Here is a 15,203-nt window from a genome sequence, read left to right on the forward strand (position 1 = left end):
TGCGCAAGGGTCAGTAGGGCAGGTCTGACAACCTGGTGAAAAGGGTCTTGATCCCGGCGCGATCAATGTTTGCAAAAGCGATGCGGACCTGGCGGTCACCGCCCGGTAAGTCAGATGGCATGAACATGGTGCCGGGCAGTAAAAGCACACTCGCGTCGCGCACCAAACGTTTTGCCAGTTCTGCCGACGACATCTTGAACGGGTGGGTCATGTAGGCGAAGTAGGCGCCATTGCCCAGAAGCTGCCATCCTTTGGCGGCGAGCGTCGGGAAGTAATCCTCAATCGCAGCACGGCGGTCAAGAATCTCGGCCCGTTCACCGGCCAACCAGTCCGAAAGGTTCTGCATCCCCCAAAGCGCCGCGTGTTGGGCAAGCTGGTTCGGGCAAATGGTGACGGTGTCGAGGAACTTTTCAATCTCGGCAAGACGAGGGGCGCTTGTCACCACTGCGCCCACCCGATGGCCTGTCAGCCGGTAGGCCTTCGAGAAGGAATAAAGATGGATCAGCGTGTCGGCCCAGTTGGGATCGCTGAAAAGATCATGCGGCGCGCCGTCGCGACTGTCGAAATCGCGATAGGTTTCATCGACGATCAGCGCGATCCCGTGCCGCTTGGCGAGTTCAAAGAAGGCGCGCAAGGTGGCTGCCGGGTATTCGACACCGCAGGGATTGTTCGGGCTGACCAGCGCAATGGCCTTGGTGCTAGGTGTGATCAGCGCCGCAGCCTGTTCGGCATCCGGGATCATTCTCTCGCCCACTAGCAGCGGAATTGTCTCCACCCCCGACATATCCAGCCACATCCGGTGATTGAAGTAATAGGGCACTGGGATGATGACGGCGTCGCCCTCGGTGCAAAGGGCAGCGATGGCGGCGGCGAAGGCCTGATTGCAGCCGGAAGTGATCGCCACCTGATCAGGGGTGATCGTGCTGCCATATGAGGCGCTCCATTGCTGGGCAACTTCTTCGCGCAGGGCGGACAGGCCCAGAACGGGGCCATAAAGATGACTGTCTGGTTGATTGAGAACGATGTCGGCCATCGCTTTGCGCAATGGTTCGGGGGGCGGGTCAACGGGTGCCGCTTGGCTGACATTGAGGAGCGGGCGGTCTTTGGGATGTTCAACGCCATCAAGCCAGCGCCGTGCCTCCATGACAGGCGGGGCGAATGTGCTGGATGTGCGTGTCGTCGCTTCAGTCCCGGCCACGATAGGGCTCAACATATTGCAGGGCCATGTCCCAGGGGAAGAAGATCCACGTGTCTTGGCTAACGCCGGTGATGAACGTGTCGACCTGCGGTTCGCCCTGCGGTTTGGCGTAGACGGTGGCGAAATGCGCGTTCGGATACTGGGCGCGCACCAGCTCTAGCGTCTTGCCGCTATCTACAAGATCATCGACGATCAGAATGCCGGTGCCGTCACCCATCATCTCTGCATCAGGTGACTTCAATACCTCAGCATCGCGGCGCTGATCGGCCTGACCGCCGCCGGAATGGTAGGATTTCACGCTGATCGTATCGACTGTGCGGACGTCCAGCTCACGCGCCACGATCATCGCCGGGGCCATGCCGCCGCGCGTTATCGCCACGATAGCACGCCACGCCCCATTGTCTGGGCCTTTGCCATCGAGACGCCATGCTAGCGCCCGGCTGTCACGATGGATCTGATCCCAACTGACATGGAATCCCTTTTCATGAGGCAGGCGATTGTCGGTCATAGTTTCTGGTCCTAATTATACGCAATGCGCGCGCCCAGCAGGGCGAGAATGCCACCAAAGGCGCGATCAATATGCATCTTGCCGCGTTGATAGGCGCGGCGGGGTGAGGGGCGCGAAAACGCGATGCTGAGTGCTGCATACCACGCAAACTCAATGACAAAGATCACCGTGAGGATGGTCAGGGCCATCGCAAAGGTCGGGTCGGCGGGCATGATGCCGACGAAGACTGCAGCGAAGTAGGCGAGCGCTTTGGGGTTGGCGAGATTTGTCAAAAGGCCCAGACGGACAAGCCGCGCGGCCCCGATTGCGGGTGCAGCAACTGGATCAGGCAAGGGGGTTCTGGCATGGCGCCACATGCTCCATCCGATCCAGATCAGGAAAAGACCGCCTGCGACGCGCAAGCTCGTTTGCAAGTAGGGTGCAACCTCGAAGACAATCGATAGGCCCGCGAGCGCGGCAGACGCCCAGATCAAGATTGCGCTGGCGAGCCCGAAGCTGAGCGCAAGGCCCGCTTTCACACCTTGAGATGCAGCCGTCTTGATTGTCACCACGGCTGCGGGGCCCGGGCTGATCGCAATCAGGGCCTGCAACCCCGCCAGCGTTAATATGGCGGCCCAGGTCATTGTGTTATTCCTTTGTGATGTCGGGTGCGTCGACCGCTTTCATACCGACAACATGATATCCTGCGTCAACGTGATGCACCTCTCCGGTGACAGCGCTGCCAAGGTCAGAAAGCAGATAGAGGGCGGATTTGCCCACCTCTTCCTGACTGACCGTCCTGCGCAATGGGGAGTTGTATTCGTTCCAGCGCATGATCAGACGAAAATCGCCAATGCCGGAGGCGGCAAGCGTCTTGATCGTGCCCGCACTGATCGCGTTCACGCGAATGGCCTTCTTGCCCAAATCCTCGGCAAGGTAGCGTACCGATGCTTCCAATGCGGCTTTCGCCACGCCCATCACATTATAATGCGGCATTACCTTTTCGGCGCCGTAATAGGTCAGCGTCAGGCAGGACCCGCCCTCCGTCATCAGCTTTTCGGCGCGCTGAACTACGGCGGTGAAGGAATAAACCGAGATGTCCATGGAAATCAGAAAGTTGTCACGGCTGGTATCTACGTAGCGTCCGCGCAACTCGTTCTTGTCCGAGAAACCGATGGCGTGGACGATGAAATCGAGCTTGCCCCATTTCTCTTCCAACGCGCTGAACAGGGCGTCGATTGAGGCCTCATCGCCCACGTCACATGGCAGCACGATGTCGGAGCCCACAGATTCGGCCAGTGGGCCAACCCGCTTTTTCAGCGCTTCGCTCTGATAGGAAAATGCCAGTTCCGCCCCTGCATCGGCGCAAGCTTTGGCGATACCCCAGGCGATGGATTTGTCGTTTGCTAGCCCCATGATGAGGCCACGTTTGCCCTGCATCAATTGCCCCGTCATCGATGTCGTTCCCCCGCTGGTCATCTATGGTTTTGAACGGTTTAGGCGATTGTCCAGCGGTCAGCAAGAGATTGAGCATCGGGGCAAAAACGGTTGCCTGTCGCGGTGATTGACCATAAGGCAGATATGGGGGCAGTGTTGGGGACCGGTCATGTCGGATCGTGGCGGTATATTTGCGGGTAACGACCCGTTTGAGATTGCGCGCACATGGCTTGCGGCTGCAAGCAAGAAAGAAGTGAACGACCCCAATGCGATTGCGCTCGCAACGGTTGATGCGGATGGCATGCCGAATGCGCGCATGGTGTTGCTAAAGGATATCGAGGCTGGCGCCTTTGTTTTCTACACCAACTATGAAAGCCGCAAGGGGCAGGAGCTGTTGCAAAGCGGCAAGGCGGCCTTTGTGATGCATGCAAAGTCGATCAGGCGTCAGATTCGTGTGCGCGGGCTGGTCAGCAAAGAAGATGGACCGATTGCTGATGCCTACTTTGCCTCCCGCTCGCTCAAGAGCAGGTTGGGTGCATGGGCATCCAAACAATCTCGACCTTTGTCCTCTCGTGAGGCATTGATGGCCGACGTTGCAATGGTTACGTTAGACAAAGGGACGGATCCGGAACGGCCCCCGTTCTGGGGTGGTTTCCGCATCGTGCCAACCGAGATCGAGTTTTGGTCAGATGGTGCCTTTCGGTTGCATGACCGCTTTCGGTGGTCACGCGAGACGATAGACGGTACGTGGGATGTGGTGCGGCTTTCGCCATAATTTCACGCTTCGTGAAATTCAGGTGGTTGAAGTCACTGTTTTTTTCTGTTCGAGATCGTAATGTGGTAAATAAGAAAAAGGAGCGCGCCAGGACGTGGTGCCGCCCAGAGGAATGACAATGGATACGCAGGACACCAGCGAAACACGCCGGGTGCAAGGACAAGTAAAGTGGTTCGATCCCTCGAAAGGGTTTGGTTTTGTGATCGCCGACCTTGGCGGACCAGATATCTTGTTGCATGCGAATGTGCTGCGGAATTTCGGCCAGGGCTCGGTTGTTGATGGATCGACCATTGAGATCATTGTGCAGGACACTCAGCGTGGCCTGCAGGCGACCGAAGTACTCTCGATCGTTCCACCGCAAAGTGACAGCGCAGTTCCATTGCGCGATATGGTCGAGTTCACGCCTGCCGATATCGCCAAGAAGCCCATTCACCCCGCACGGGTGAAATGGTTCGACAAGGCCAAGGGCTTTGGCTTTGCGAATATCTTTGGCAATGATGAAGACGTTTTTGTGCATGTCGAAGTGCTGCGTCGTTCTGGCCTGTCGGACCTGCAATCGGGCGAGGCGATTGGCATCCGTCTGGTAGATGGCGAACGTGGCCGTATGGCGATAGAGGTCGTCGGCTGGGAGATCGCAGCCAAGTGAAGCCTGCCGTCATCGCGATTGGTCTGATCTCTGTCGGGCAGCCCGCGTTGGCAGCCTGTGCCGAGGACAAAGTCACGATTTTCGGCGATTGGGGGCAGGCGAACTTTGCCGTCGAAATCGCCGACAGCCCACAGGAACGCGCGCGCGGATTGATGTTCGTCGAGGACCTTCCGACATTGTCCGGCATGCTCTTTATCTACGAGCAACCTCAGTCGGTCAGTTTCTGGATGAAGAACACACTGATTCCGCTTGATATGGTTTTCGCCGCACCAGATGGCGAGATACTCTCCATCCACGAAAACGCGATCCCCGGTGACCTGACACCGATCCCAGGTGGCGAAGGTGTGCAGATGGTGCTTGAGGTGAATGGCGGTATGACGAGCCGTCTGGGCGTCTCGGTCGGGGATGTTCTGCAGCATCCCAGCTTTGGACCCGACGCAATCCGGCCTTGTGGTGAAAAGACCGACAGTTAGGGCTTTTCAAATCAGTTTGGTGCCGCTAAAGACAGCCTCGGTCCGGGGCGTAGCGCAGTCTGGTAGCGCACCTGTTTTGGGTACAGGGGGTCGTGAGTTCGAATCTCGCCGCCCCGACCACTCCTCTAATATGTTCAATTGACATGGCATGACTATCCTTATGGTTGCGCTGTGTCTGGCGCGTTAACCTTTGAATTTGTTCGATTAATCACTGGTTAACCTTTCTGAAGGCGAGCCCGCGCCTGCGGATATCCTCAGCCAGTCCTTAAAGAATCCATGCTAAGTATGCCGACAAAAACACTTTCTGGTGATCGGGTTGATCAGACGTCTTGTGGACAATCCCGTGGATGAATCGGTGCGCGTCGCTGGCGACAGTTCAAAGACCGTTCGTCAACAAATTTAATCTACATTTTGTGTTAAAAACTCGTTGACCCACTAGGGCAAGTTGCGTCAGGTTGTGCGGGCCGACGGAAACAACACAACATGTAGTGTCGGCGCGGGGACGATTTCGCAGACGGGCGCAAGCCAAATCGCAATGTCTGAGATGCCACCTGATCATGGATCAGGGCGGATGAGGGCGTTGTAGCGGGTCGGTAACATGAGTGTTTGCACTGATACGATGGTGCATGTGTCGAAAGAGCAAAGCGCGCGATCGGCGTCAAAAAAAAGAAGGGGCAGAAAAAGATGAAAATCGAACGCAATTTCACAAAAGCTGGCAATGACGCGTATGCGTCTGTTGCATTCAAAATCACAACTTCGGAGATCCGCAATCCGGACGGAACCGTGGTTTTCAAACTGGATGAATGTGAGATTCCGCGCGGTTGGAGTCAGGTTGCCTCGGACGTCATCGCGCAGAAATATTTCCGCAAGGCAGGCGTGCCGTCAAAGCTGAAAAAGGTGAAGGAAAAAGGTGTCCCGTCGTTCCTGTGGCGGTCAGAGCCTGCAGCAGACGCGACCTTTGGCGGCGAAACCTCGGCCAAGCAGGTTTTTGATCGTCTTGCGGGTGCATGGACCTATTGGGGCTGGAAGGGCGGCTATTTCTCGACCGAGGAAGATGCGCGCGCCTATTTCGACGAAATGCGCTACATGCTGGCGACCCAGCGTGCTGCGCCCAACTCTCCGCAATGGTTCAATACGGGCCTGCACTGGGCTTACGGCATCGATGGTCCGGCGCAGGGTCATTATTACGTGGATTACAAGACGGGTGAGCTGACGAAGTCGGCCTCATCTTATGAGCATCCGCAGCCGCATGCATGCTTCATCCAGTCGGTCGACGATGATCTGGTGAACGATGGCGGGATCATGGATTTGTGGGTGCGTGAGGCGCGTCTGTTCAAATATGGCTCGGGCACTGGCACCAATTTCTCCAGCCTGCGCGGTGAAGGTGAGCCGCTGTCGGGTGGTGGCAAGTCTTCGGGTCTGATGGGCTTTCTGAAAATCGGTGATCGGGCTGCGGGTGCGATCAAATCGGGCGGGACAACCCGTCGGGCAGCGAAGATGGTGATTGTCGATGCCGATCACCCTGATATCGAAGAGTTCATCAACTGGAAGGTCATTGAAGAGCAGAAGGTGGCGAGCATCGTCGCAGGCTCCAAGATGCACGAACGGTATCTGAATGCGATCTTCCAGGCGATCAAATCATGGGATGGAGATGCAGAGGTAGCTTACGATCCCAAGACAAACGCCTCGCTGGCCTCTGCTGTGCGCGACGCGAAAAAGTCGGCGATCCCAGAGACATACATCAAGCGCGTGCTGGATTACGCCAAGCAGGGCTATGACAGCATTGAATTCCCGACCTATGACACCGACTGGGATTCCGAAGCTTATTCCAGCGTCTCTGGTCAGAACTCCAACAACTCCATCCGTGTCACCGACGCTTTCCTGAAGGCGGTTGAGGAAGACGCGAACTGGAAGTTGATCAACCGCAAGAACGGTGAGGTCGCCAAGATCATCAAAGCGCGCGATCTGTGGGAGCAGGTTGGCCATGCCGCATGGGCCTGTGCTGACCCCGGCATCCAGTACCACGACACCGTCAATGCCTGGCATACCTGCCCCGAAAACGGTGAGATTCGTGGCTCAAATCCTTGTTCTGAATACATGTTTCTCGATGATACGGCGTGCAACCTCGCGTCGATGAACCTGCTGACCTTCTACAAGGACGGTCAGTTTCAGGTAGAGGATTACATCCACGCGACCCGCCTCTGGACCGTGACGCTGGAGATCAGCGTGATGATGGCGCAGTTCCCGTCAAAGGAAATCGCGCAGCGCTCATACGACTTCCGCACGCTCGGCTTGGGCTACGCGAATATTGGCGGCCTGCTGATGAATATGGGGTTGGGCTATGACAGCGACGACGGTCGTGCGCTTTGTGCCGCGCTGACGGCGATCCTGTCGGGCGTGTCTTATGCGACTTCGGCTGAGATGGCGGGCGAATTGGGCGCGTTTCCCGGCTATGCGAAGAACGAAAAGCACATGCTCCGCGTGATCAAGAATCATCGCCAGGCGGCCTTGGGCAAGACAACGGGCTATGACAAACTCGACGTCAAGCCAGTAGCGCTCGATCACGCCAACTGTCCGGACCCACGTTTGATCGAGTTGGCCGTCTCGTCCTGGGATGAGGCGCTGACGCTGGGCAAGAAACATGGCTACCGCAACGCGCAAGTCTCGGTCATCGCGCCCACGGGCACAATCGGTCTAGTCATGGATTGCGACACGACTGGGATTGAGCCTGACTTTGCCCTTGTGAAGTTCAAAAAGCTCGCGGGCGGTGGTTACTTCAAGATCATCAACCAATCTGTTCCGGCTGCGCTAGACAAGTTAGGTTATGGCTCGGCTGAGATTGAAGAAATCATCGCTTATGCCGTGGGCCATGGCTCCATGGGGCAGGCGCCTGCGATCAACCACACCTCGCTGGTGGGTCACGGCTTTGGGCAGGCGGAACTGGACAAGATCGAGGCAGCGCTGGCCTCTGCCTTCGATATCCGGTTCGTGTTCAACCAATGGACGCTGGGTGAGGAATTCTGCACCAAGACCCTCGGTATTCCGGGCGAAAAGCTGAGCGACCCGACCTTCGATCTGCTGCGGCATCTTGGCTATTCGAAGCAGGATATCGACGCCGCCAACGATCATGTTTGCGGGACGATGACGCTTGAAGGCGCGCCTTTCCTGAAGGAAGAGCACTACAATGTCTTCGATTGCGCGAACCCTTGCGGCAAAAAAGGCAAGCGTTATCTGAGTGTTGAGAGCCATATTCACATGATGGCTGCCGCCCAATCGTTCATCTCGGGTGCGATCTCAAAGACGATCAACATGCCGAATGATGCAACGATTGAGGATTGCCAGAAGGCCTACGAACTCAGCTGGTCGCTCGGCATTAAGGCCAACGCGCTTTATCGCGATGGCTCGAAACTGTCGCAGCCTTTGGCGGCCGCGTTGGTCGAAGACGACGATGAGGCGATGGAAACGCTCGAAACCGGTACGCCACAGGAAAAGGCAGCTGTGTTGGCCGAAAAGGTCGTCGAAAAGATCATCGTGCAGGAAGTGCGCAACCGCGAGCGTGAGAAGATGCCGCAGCGGCGCAAAGGCTATACGCAGAAAGCCATTGTTGGCGGGCACAAGGTGTACCTGCGGACGGGTGAATATGAAGACGGATCCCTCGGTGAGATTTTCATCGACATGCATAAGGAAGGCGCCGGTTTCCGGGCGATGATGAACAACTTCGCCATCGCCGTGTCCGTCGGCCTGCAATACGGTGTGCCGCTGGAGGAGTTCGTGGACGCGTTCACCTTCACCAAGTTCGAACCAGCAGGCATGGTGCAGGGCAATGACAGCATCAAGAATGCGACGTCGATCCTTGATTATATCTTCCGCGAATTGGCCGTGTCCTACCTCGACCGGACCGATCTGGCCCATGTGAAACCGGAAGGCGCCACGTTCGACGATGTTGGCCGCGGTGAGCAGGAAGGCGTGTCGAATATCCAGGCACCGTCGGAGAATGCGGCGACCCGGTCGCTTGAAGTGCTCAAACAAATCTCGTCGACGGGTTATCTGCGCAAGCGGATGCCGCAAGATCTGGTTGTGCTGCAGGGTGGTCAGGCGGGTGCTACGGCTTTGGCCACAGGAACGGACCCTTCGGCGGCGCTGCAGACACTGGTTCCCGAGGTCAGCGAAAGCATTGTGGCAACGGGCACGGCGACAACGATGTCCGCGCGCGACAAGGCAAAGATGCAGGGCTATGAAGGAGACCCTTGTGGGGAATGTGGGAACTACACGCTAGTGCGCAATGGCACCTGCATGAAGTGCAATACATGCGGGGCCACTTCGGGCTGTAGCTGAGATTTTTCGTCACGAAAAATCTCACGTTGCAGAGAAACTTCGCAACGAAGTTTCTCTGGTCGCAAAAAGTTCCGGGGGCGGGTGCGCTCGCCCCGGCGTGGATCGGGCCGCAGGCAACAAACCGAGCGGTACATAATGAGTGAGCCTGATCAGCGAAACTATGGGGGACCTTCGGGTCTCCCTTTTTTCTTTCAAGCGGACAGCTTGGGTCTTCGCTGCCGGTGATCCACCAATTTATTGCGTGGCCTCCCTTTCCAAAGCCGACCCAGCCTGCGCATGATCTGAACAACGCAAGGGCTTGTCATGACTGATTTTCTTCTTCTCGCATTCATCTTCCTGATCGCTGGTGTGATCGCGGTGCCAATCGCCTCGCGTTTGGGGTTTGGCTCGGTGCTCGGATATCTGTTGGCTGGCATTGCGATCAGCCCACTTCTTGCCATTCTTGATGTCGATGTCATCTCGATCCAGCATTTTGCCGAGTTCGGCGTTGTCATGATGCTGTTTCTGGTCGGGCTGGAACTGGAGCCCAAGCGTCTGTGGGCGATGCGCGGCCAATTGATTGGCCTCGGCGGCGGTCAGGTTGGATTGACCGCGCTTTTGGTGATGGGTGCCGCCATGATGCTGGGGCAAAGCTGGACGGTCGCTCTCGCCATTGGCCTCATCATGTCGTTAAGTTCGACGGCTATCGTATTGCAAACGTTGAATGAAAAGGGATTGATGAAAAGCGGCGGCGGCCAATCCAGCTTTTCGGTCCTGTTGGCGCAGGATATCGCGGTCATCCCGATGCTGGCCTTCATGCCGCTTCTGGCCATGCCGGAACTGGTCGATCTTGCACATGGTGCCGCAGGTGATCATGGCGATGAGGATCACGGTCACACGATCAGTCTTGTTGCCGGACTGAACGGGTGGCAGACCGCCCTTGTCAACGTGGTTGCCATCGCGGCGGTAATCGGGGCGGGCAGCTATCTGACCCGTCCGATCTTTCGGTTCATCGCTGCCGCGAATTTGCGTGAACTCTTCACGGCAACAGCTTTGATGATGGTGATCGGCATCGCACTTCTGATGTCGCTTGTTGGCCTGTCACCTGCTTTGGGCACTTTTCTTGCAGGTGTCGTCCTCGCGAACAGCGAGTACCGCCATGAGCTCGAGTCGGATATTGATCCGTTCAAGGGCCTTCTTTTGGGTCTCTTCTTCATGACCGTCGGCGCCGCGATCGATTTTGAGCTGCTTGGCGACAATCTGCTGCTGATCTTTGGGCTGACACTTGGGTTGATGGCGATCAAGATCCTCGTTCTGATCGGCCTCAGCTTTGTCTTTGGCATTCATGGCTCGGACCGCTGGCTTTTGGGGCTAAGCCTTGCGCAAGCAGGAGAGTTTGGCTTTGTGCTCCTGTCATTCTCGGTTACGAACCTGATCCTGCCGCAGGACCTGGCGGACAAGCTCTTATTGGTAGTGGCGCTGTCGATGATGCTGACGCCACCTTTGTTCATCTTCTACGACCGCGTGATCGCGCCGCGCTACACGACTGCGGCGGATGAACCGGCGGATGAGATCGAAGAGCAGGGCGAGATCATCATTGCGGGCGCGGGTCGCGTTGGCGGCATCGTACGCCGCATCCTCTCCGCGGCGGGCTACAGCCTGACTGTCATCGACTACAATGCCAAGCATCTTGAGAATATGCGCCGATTTGGCGCGCGGATTTATTATGGCGATGCGACGCGCCCCGATTTGTTGCACGCGGCTGGTTTGCAAAACGCCAAGATCCTCGTCATCGCGATTGATGACCGCGAGAAGATCACGGGGCTCGTACGTTACGTAAAGGGCATTTTCCCGGATCTTCCCATCATCGCCCGTGCGGTGGACCGACACCACGTCTACGAGCTTTGGGCAGCGGGTTGCCGTGACATTATCCGTGATACCTATGACAGTTCCTTGCGCATGGGCCGCTCCGCGCTGGAGCAGATGGGAATTCCGCAGGACCGGGCGGATATGATGGTGGACGCCTTTAACCGGATGGATCGCGCGTCGATGATCTCGCTCGCCGACGCATATGATCCGGATATCCCGGTGATGGAGAACGAAAACTACATCGCGCGGGTGCGCGAGATTATCGGGCCGCGCGAGGCAGAGTTGCACGGGCAGATGATGGAGATTCTGGAAACCGGCGAGATGCCAGAGATGGATGAAGCCTGATCACGGCTCAGACACGGGCGATGTCAAAACCGGGTGCGGCCAGGGTGAAACCGTCAAACTGAAAGCCGGGTGAGACGGTGCAGCTGACCAGCGTCCAATCGCCAGTGGTACGCGCGGCCTGCCAAAATCCTTCTGGAACAATAATTTGCGGTGCTTGGCCCGCATCAAGGTCCGCGCCAAGCGTATGTTCTTGTGCCGGGCCTTGATCGGTTTCCGAGAGAGAAAGCACGATGGGCGCGCCAGCATGGTAAAGCCAGATCTCCGTCGCATCGACCTTGTGCCAGTGACTGTGCTCGCCGTCTTTTAGCAGGAAATATATGCATGTGCCGGTCGGACGGCCCGCGTTTTCGGCAATCCAGGTTTGGCGGTAATAACCACCTTCAGGATGCGGCTGCAGGTCGAGTTTTGCGATGATGTCGTCTGCTGTCATTTGGGGTTATCCCACGAATTTGCGTCCACGTTGTCCGTGTAGATTAGGCACAAATCCTGCACATACATTTTCCATACGGGCGATCCGCTCAGCCATCAGAGCGGGTGCTCATAAAACACGATATCGTCCAACAGGGTGTCGGGCAGGTCATAGTATGGCACGGCCTCTGTAAAACCCATACCTTCGTAGAGCGCCATCGCCTCTGGCAGGTTGCGCATCGTGTCCAGCACCACGCGGGTATAGCCGCGTTCGCGCGCATCCTGCATCGCGGCTTTGCAGAGCTGTTGGGCGATGCCTTGGCCACGGGCTGCGGGTGCGACGAAGACGCGTTTGATCTCGCATGTGGTCGCATCAATGCGGTGGGTCATGCCGCAGGCGACGATCTGATCCTGCATCTCGGCCACGAAAATCTCGCCATCCGGCGCGATGTGGCGAGCGGGCAGGTCGTCCATCAATTGCTGATAGACAGGTTGGGCGTAGAAGAAATCGAGCAGGAGCGGAAAGTCAGTTGTGCGGGCGACCAGAACATCGCGATAGGCCCAGCAAAGCTGACGCACGGCGGCAAGATCATCGTCGCCGCGCGCTGGCCGGATCGTGATCACTTGAGGATGGACCGCCCGGCATAGATCGCGGTTTCACCGAGAAGTTCTTCAATGCGGATCAGCTGGTTGTATTTTGCCAGACGGTCAGAGCGGGAGAGCGAGCCGGTTTTGATCTGGCCGCAATTGGTGGCGACGGCGAGGTCGGCGATGGTGGCGTCTTCGGTTTCGCCGGAACGGTGGCTCATCACGTTGGTGAACTTCGCACGGTGCGCCATATCGACTGCTTGCAGCGTTTCGGTGAGCGAGCCGATCTGGTTGACCTTCACGAGCATCGAATTTGCAGAGCCTTTGGCGATCCCATCAGCGAGGCGGGCAGGGTTGGTAACGAACAGGTCATCGCCGACCAATTGTACCTTGTCGCCGATCAGGTCGGTGAGGGTTTTCCAGCCGTCCCAATCATCCTCGGACATGCCGTCTTCGATGCTGATGATCGGGTAGTCGGCGACGAGTTTGGCGAGGTATTCGGCGTTTTCTTGGGAGCTCAGCGAGATGCCTTCGCCCACCATCTCGTACTTGCCGTCCTTGTAGTATTCGGTCGCGGCGCAATCGAGGGCGAGGTAGATGTCTTCGCCCGGTTTGTAACCCGCCTTTTCGATGGAGGTCATGATGAAGTCGAGCGCGACACGGGTGGACGCTAAGTTCGGGGCAAAGCCGCCTTCGTCGCCGATGCCGGTGTTGTGGCCAGCGGCGCTCAGTTCTTTTTTGAGCGTGTGAAAGACTTCGGAGCCCATGCGCACGGCCTCGCGGATGTTCGCCGCGCTGACCGGCATGATCATGAATTCCTGAATATCGATAGGATTATCAGCATGTTCGCCGCCATTGATGATGTTCATCATCGGAACGGGCAGGGTACGGGCCGATGTGCCGCCGACATAGCGGAAGAGTGGCTGTGCGGTGAAATCAGCGGCGGCCTTTGCGACGGCGAGTGAGACACCGAGGATGGCGTTGGCACCCAGACGGCCCTTGTTGGGCGTACCGTCGAGTTCGATCATCGCTTCATCAATGCCGACCTGTTCGGTGGCATCGAAGCCTACCAGAGCTTCCGCGATTTCGCCGTTGACGGCGGCAACCGCCTCCAAAACGCCTTTGCCGAGATAGCGGGATTTGTCGCCGTCACGTTTTTCGACCGCCTCATGCGCACCTGTCGACGCGCCGGATGGTACGGCGGCTCGGCCCATCGTGCCGTCTTCGAGGATCACATCAACCTCCACCGTGGGGTTGCCCCGGCTGTCGAGAATTTCGCGGGCGTGGATGTCGATGATGGTGCTCATGTCGGGCTCCTTTGGGAGGGGATGTTAGCGGTATCAGTGGCTCTATAACGCGGGATTTTCCGCAAGGGAAGCACGGTGGATCCGCGCCTCTCGCCAGAGGGTGTAGATGCCCGAGGCGATGATGATTGTGGCGCCAAGTATCGTCGGGAAATCGGGTCGTTCGGCGAAAAAGACAAACCCGATGATCAGCGCGAACAGCATCCGGCTGTAGCGGAACGACGAGATGATCCCAGCATTCCCAATCCGGGTGGCAGCGACGATGAAGAGATAGGCAAGCGTTCCAATGCCAACGCCGCAGCCAAGCAGGACCCATTCCCGGCCCTGTGGCCAGACCAGCATCTGGCCCTGAACCAAGGGCAGCAGGAAAGCGGGTGGCGTGACAATAGCAAAGGCATGGATGCCGAAATGAACGCCGGTAAGGTCCACGTCCAACTTGCGCGTAAGGATATCTCGCGCTGCAAGTCCCAGCATCCCACCAACAGCAAGCAGGGTTGCGGGAATAAAGCCGTCCATGCCGGGGCGGATTATCAAGAGAACACCGCAAAATCCGACGATAATCGCGATCCACCTCCGCCATCCCATAGGTTGGCCAAGAAACAGCGACGCGGCCATAGCTACCACAAGTGGCGTGGCCTGAATAACAGCCGACGCGGTTGTCAGTGGGATAAGCGCTAAGGCAGAAACAAAGAAGCAGGAGCCAATGACTTCGCAGCCGCTGCGCGCGATGACACCGGGATCAAGGTAGTCTTTGTGCCAAAGCGGGATGCGCGCGATCAGCGACCAGGCAATGAAGATGATGAGCCCACCCAGACAAATGAGCCCAAGCACCTGGCCTGCGGGGATCGTGCCGGAAAGCTGCTTGATCAATGCGTCTTCGACCGCAAAGCAGAACATGGCGAAAACCATGAACGCGGCCCCGCGCAGGTTCTCCATCAGCTGTCGCTTTTCTTGAGGCGCACGCCGTAAAGCTCCAATCGGTGGCCCATCAGTTTGTAACCCAGTTTGGCGGCGATCTTTTCCTGCAAAGCTTCGATTTCTTCGTCGACGAATTCGATCACCTCGCCGGAATGAACATCGATCAAGTGGTCATGGTGGTCGCGATCCGCGGCCTCATACCGGGCGCGCCCATCGCCAAATTCATGTTTGTCGAGGATGCCAGCCTCTTCAAACAGCTTCACGGTGCGATAGACAGTGGCAAGCGAAATACGCGGATCGGCAGCGGCAGCCCGCTGATAAAGCTCCTCCACATCAGGATGATCCTTTGCCGCTTCAAGCACTGCCGCAATCGTGCGCCGCTGTTCTGTCAGTCTCAGGCCGTTTGCTTCGCAACGGGCAAGGATCGTTTTGGTCATAAAT

General features: G+C 57.4%; 14 protein-coding genes and 1 tRNA gene. 6 read left to right on the plus strand and 9 right to left on the minus strand.

Annotation, left to right across the window (positions count from 1 at the left end):
• Positions 1–10 precede the first annotated feature (10 nt).
• From SLH49_RS12215 to fabI, 4 genes are read right to left on the minus strand one after another with little or no spacing between them, the layout of a single operon-like run.
• Positions 11–1,213 carry an aminotransferase gene (locus SLH49_RS12215; protein ID WP_320269416.1) on the minus strand — a complete coding sequence of 401 codons (1,203 nt, stop codon included), beginning with the start codon at positions 1,211–1,213 and terminating at the stop codon, positions 11–13.
• On the minus strand, positions 1,185–1,706 hold the full coding sequence (gene gpt, locus SLH49_RS12220) for a xanthine phosphoribosyltransferase (RefSeq protein WP_320240108.1): 522 nt from the start codon (positions 1,704–1,706) through the stop codon (positions 1,185–1,187). The genes SLH49_RS12215 and gpt overlap by 29 nt, the downstream gene beginning before the upstream one ends.
• Positions 1,707–1,717: 11 nt before the next feature.
• Positions 1,718–2,329 (minus strand): LysE family translocator, encoded by a 612-nt coding sequence (locus tag SLH49_RS12225; protein WP_320269417.1) that lies wholly within the window; start codon positions 2,327–2,329, stop codon positions 1,718–1,720.
• A 4-nt stretch (positions 2,330–2,333) separates the two neighbouring features.
• Positions 2,334–3,140: an enoyl-ACP reductase FabI gene (gene fabI, locus SLH49_RS12230; RefSeq protein WP_320269418.1), complete on the minus strand. Its 807-nt coding sequence runs from the start codon at positions 3,138–3,140 to the stop codon at positions 2,334–2,336.
• Between the two features lie 151 nt (positions 3,141–3,291).
• On the opposite strand from fabI, the gene pdxH reads away from it, so the two are divergent.
• The 6 genes from pdxH (at position 3,292) to SLH49_RS12260 (ending at position 11,544) form a co-directional block, all read left to right on the plus strand.
• Entirely contained in the window at positions 3,292–3,897 is a 606-nt protein-coding gene (pdxH, locus tag SLH49_RS12235; protein ID WP_320269419.1) for a pyridoxamine 5'-phosphate oxidase, read from the plus strand.
• A gap of 118 nt (positions 3,898–4,015) precedes the next feature.
• Positions 4,016–4,543, plus strand: coding sequence for a cold shock domain-containing protein (locus SLH49_RS12240; protein WP_320240112.1), 528 nt, complete (start codon positions 4,016–4,018; stop codon positions 4,541–4,543).
• Positions 4,540–5,016: a DUF192 domain-containing protein gene (locus tag SLH49_RS12245; protein WP_320269420.1), complete on the plus strand. Its 477-nt coding sequence runs from the start codon at positions 4,540–4,542 to the stop codon at positions 5,014–5,016. Before SLH49_RS12240 ends, SLH49_RS12245 begins: the two co-directional genes overlap by 4 nt.
• A gap of 43 nt (positions 5,017–5,059) precedes the next feature.
• Positions 5,060–5,136 (plus strand) — tRNA-Pro (locus tag SLH49_RS12250).
• Positions 5,137–5,700: 564 nt separating this feature from the next.
• Positions 5,701–9,351 carry a vitamin B12-dependent ribonucleotide reductase gene (locus SLH49_RS12255; protein ID WP_320269421.1) on the plus strand — a complete coding sequence of 1,217 codons (3,651 nt, stop codon included), beginning with the start codon at positions 5,701–5,703 and terminating at the stop codon, positions 9,349–9,351.
• A 303-nt stretch (positions 9,352–9,654) separates the two neighbouring features.
• Entirely contained in the window at positions 9,655–11,544 is a 1,890-nt protein-coding gene (locus SLH49_RS12260; RefSeq protein ID WP_320269422.1) for a cation:proton antiporter, read from the plus strand.
• A 7-nt stretch (positions 11,545–11,551) separates the two neighbouring features.
• On the opposite strand, the gene SLH49_RS12265 is transcribed toward SLH49_RS12260, so the two are convergent.
• From SLH49_RS12265 to SLH49_RS12285, 5 genes are all read right to left on the minus strand, one after another.
• Positions 11,552–11,974: a cupin domain-containing protein gene (locus SLH49_RS12265; protein WP_320269423.1), complete on the minus strand. Its 423-nt coding sequence runs from the start codon at positions 11,972–11,974 to the stop codon at positions 11,552–11,554.
• A 95-nt stretch (positions 11,975–12,069) separates the two neighbouring features.
• Positions 12,070–12,576: a GNAT family N-acetyltransferase gene (locus SLH49_RS12270; RefSeq protein WP_320269424.1), complete on the minus strand. Its 507-nt coding sequence runs from the start codon at positions 12,574–12,576 to the stop codon at positions 12,070–12,072.
• A complete protein-coding gene (gene eno, locus SLH49_RS12275) occupies positions 12,573–13,847 on the minus strand; it encodes a phosphopyruvate hydratase (protein WP_320269425.1) in 1,275 nt (424 codons plus the stop codon). Before eno ends, SLH49_RS12270 begins: the two co-directional genes overlap by 4 nt.
• Before the next feature lie 42 nt (positions 13,848–13,889).
• On the minus strand, positions 13,890–14,780 hold the full coding sequence (locus SLH49_RS12280) for a DMT family transporter (protein ID WP_320269426.1): 891 nt from the start codon (positions 14,778–14,780) through the stop codon (positions 13,890–13,892).
• Positions 14,780–15,199, minus strand: a complete 420-nt coding sequence (locus SLH49_RS12285) for a Fur family transcriptional regulator (RefSeq protein WP_320269427.1) — start codon at positions 15,197–15,199, stop codon at positions 14,780–14,782. Before SLH49_RS12285 ends, SLH49_RS12280 begins: the two co-directional genes overlap by 1 nt.
• Between the last annotated feature and the right edge of the window lie 4 nt (positions 15,200–15,203).

The sequence above is a fragment of the Cognatiyoonia sp. IB215446 genome (genome assembly GCF_033963825.1).
Taxonomy (GTDB): Bacteria; Pseudomonadota; Alphaproteobacteria; order Rhodobacterales; family Rhodobacteraceae; genus Yoonia.

Coding starts and splice junctions, on each gene's coding strand:
- SLH49_RS12215 (WP_320269416.1), bottom strand. CDS start 1,213: ATGTTGAGCCCTATCGTGGCCGGGACTGAAGCGACGACACGCACATCC.
- gpt (WP_320240108.1), bottom strand. CDS start 1,706: ATGACCGACAATCGCCTGCCTCATGAAAAGGGATTCCATGTCAGTTGG.
- SLH49_RS12225 (WP_320269417.1), bottom strand. CDS start 2,329: ATGACCTGGGCCGCCATATTAACGCTGGCGGGGTTGCAGGCCCTGATT.
- fabI (WP_320269418.1), bottom strand. CDS start 3,140: ATGACGGGGCAATTGATGCAGGGCAAACGTGGCCTCATCATGGGGCTA.
- pdxH (WP_320269419.1), top strand. CDS start 3,292: ATGTCGGATCGTGGCGGTATATTTGCGGGTAACGACCCGTTTGAGATT.
- SLH49_RS12240 (WP_320240112.1), top strand. CDS start 4,016: ATGGATACGCAGGACACCAGCGAAACACGCCGGGTGCAAGGACAAGTA.
- SLH49_RS12255 (WP_320269421.1), top strand. CDS start 5,701: ATGAAAATCGAACGCAATTTCACAAAAGCTGGCAATGACGCGTATGCG.
- SLH49_RS12260 (WP_320269422.1), top strand. CDS start 9,655: ATGACTGATTTTCTTCTTCTCGCATTCATCTTCCTGATCGCTGGTGTG.
- SLH49_RS12265 (WP_320269423.1), bottom strand. CDS start 11,974: ATGACAGCAGACGACATCATCGCAAAACTCGACCTGCAGCCGCATCCT.
- eno (WP_320269425.1), bottom strand. CDS start 13,847: ATGAGCACCATCATCGACATCCACGCCCGCGAAATTCTCGACAGCCGG.
- SLH49_RS12280 (WP_320269426.1), bottom strand. CDS start 14,780: ATGGAGAACCTGCGCGGGGCCGCGTTCATGGTTTTCGCCATGTTCTGC.
- SLH49_RS12285 (WP_320269427.1), bottom strand. CDS start 15,199: ATGACCAAAACGATCCTTGCCCGTTGCGAAGCAAACGGCCTGAGACTG.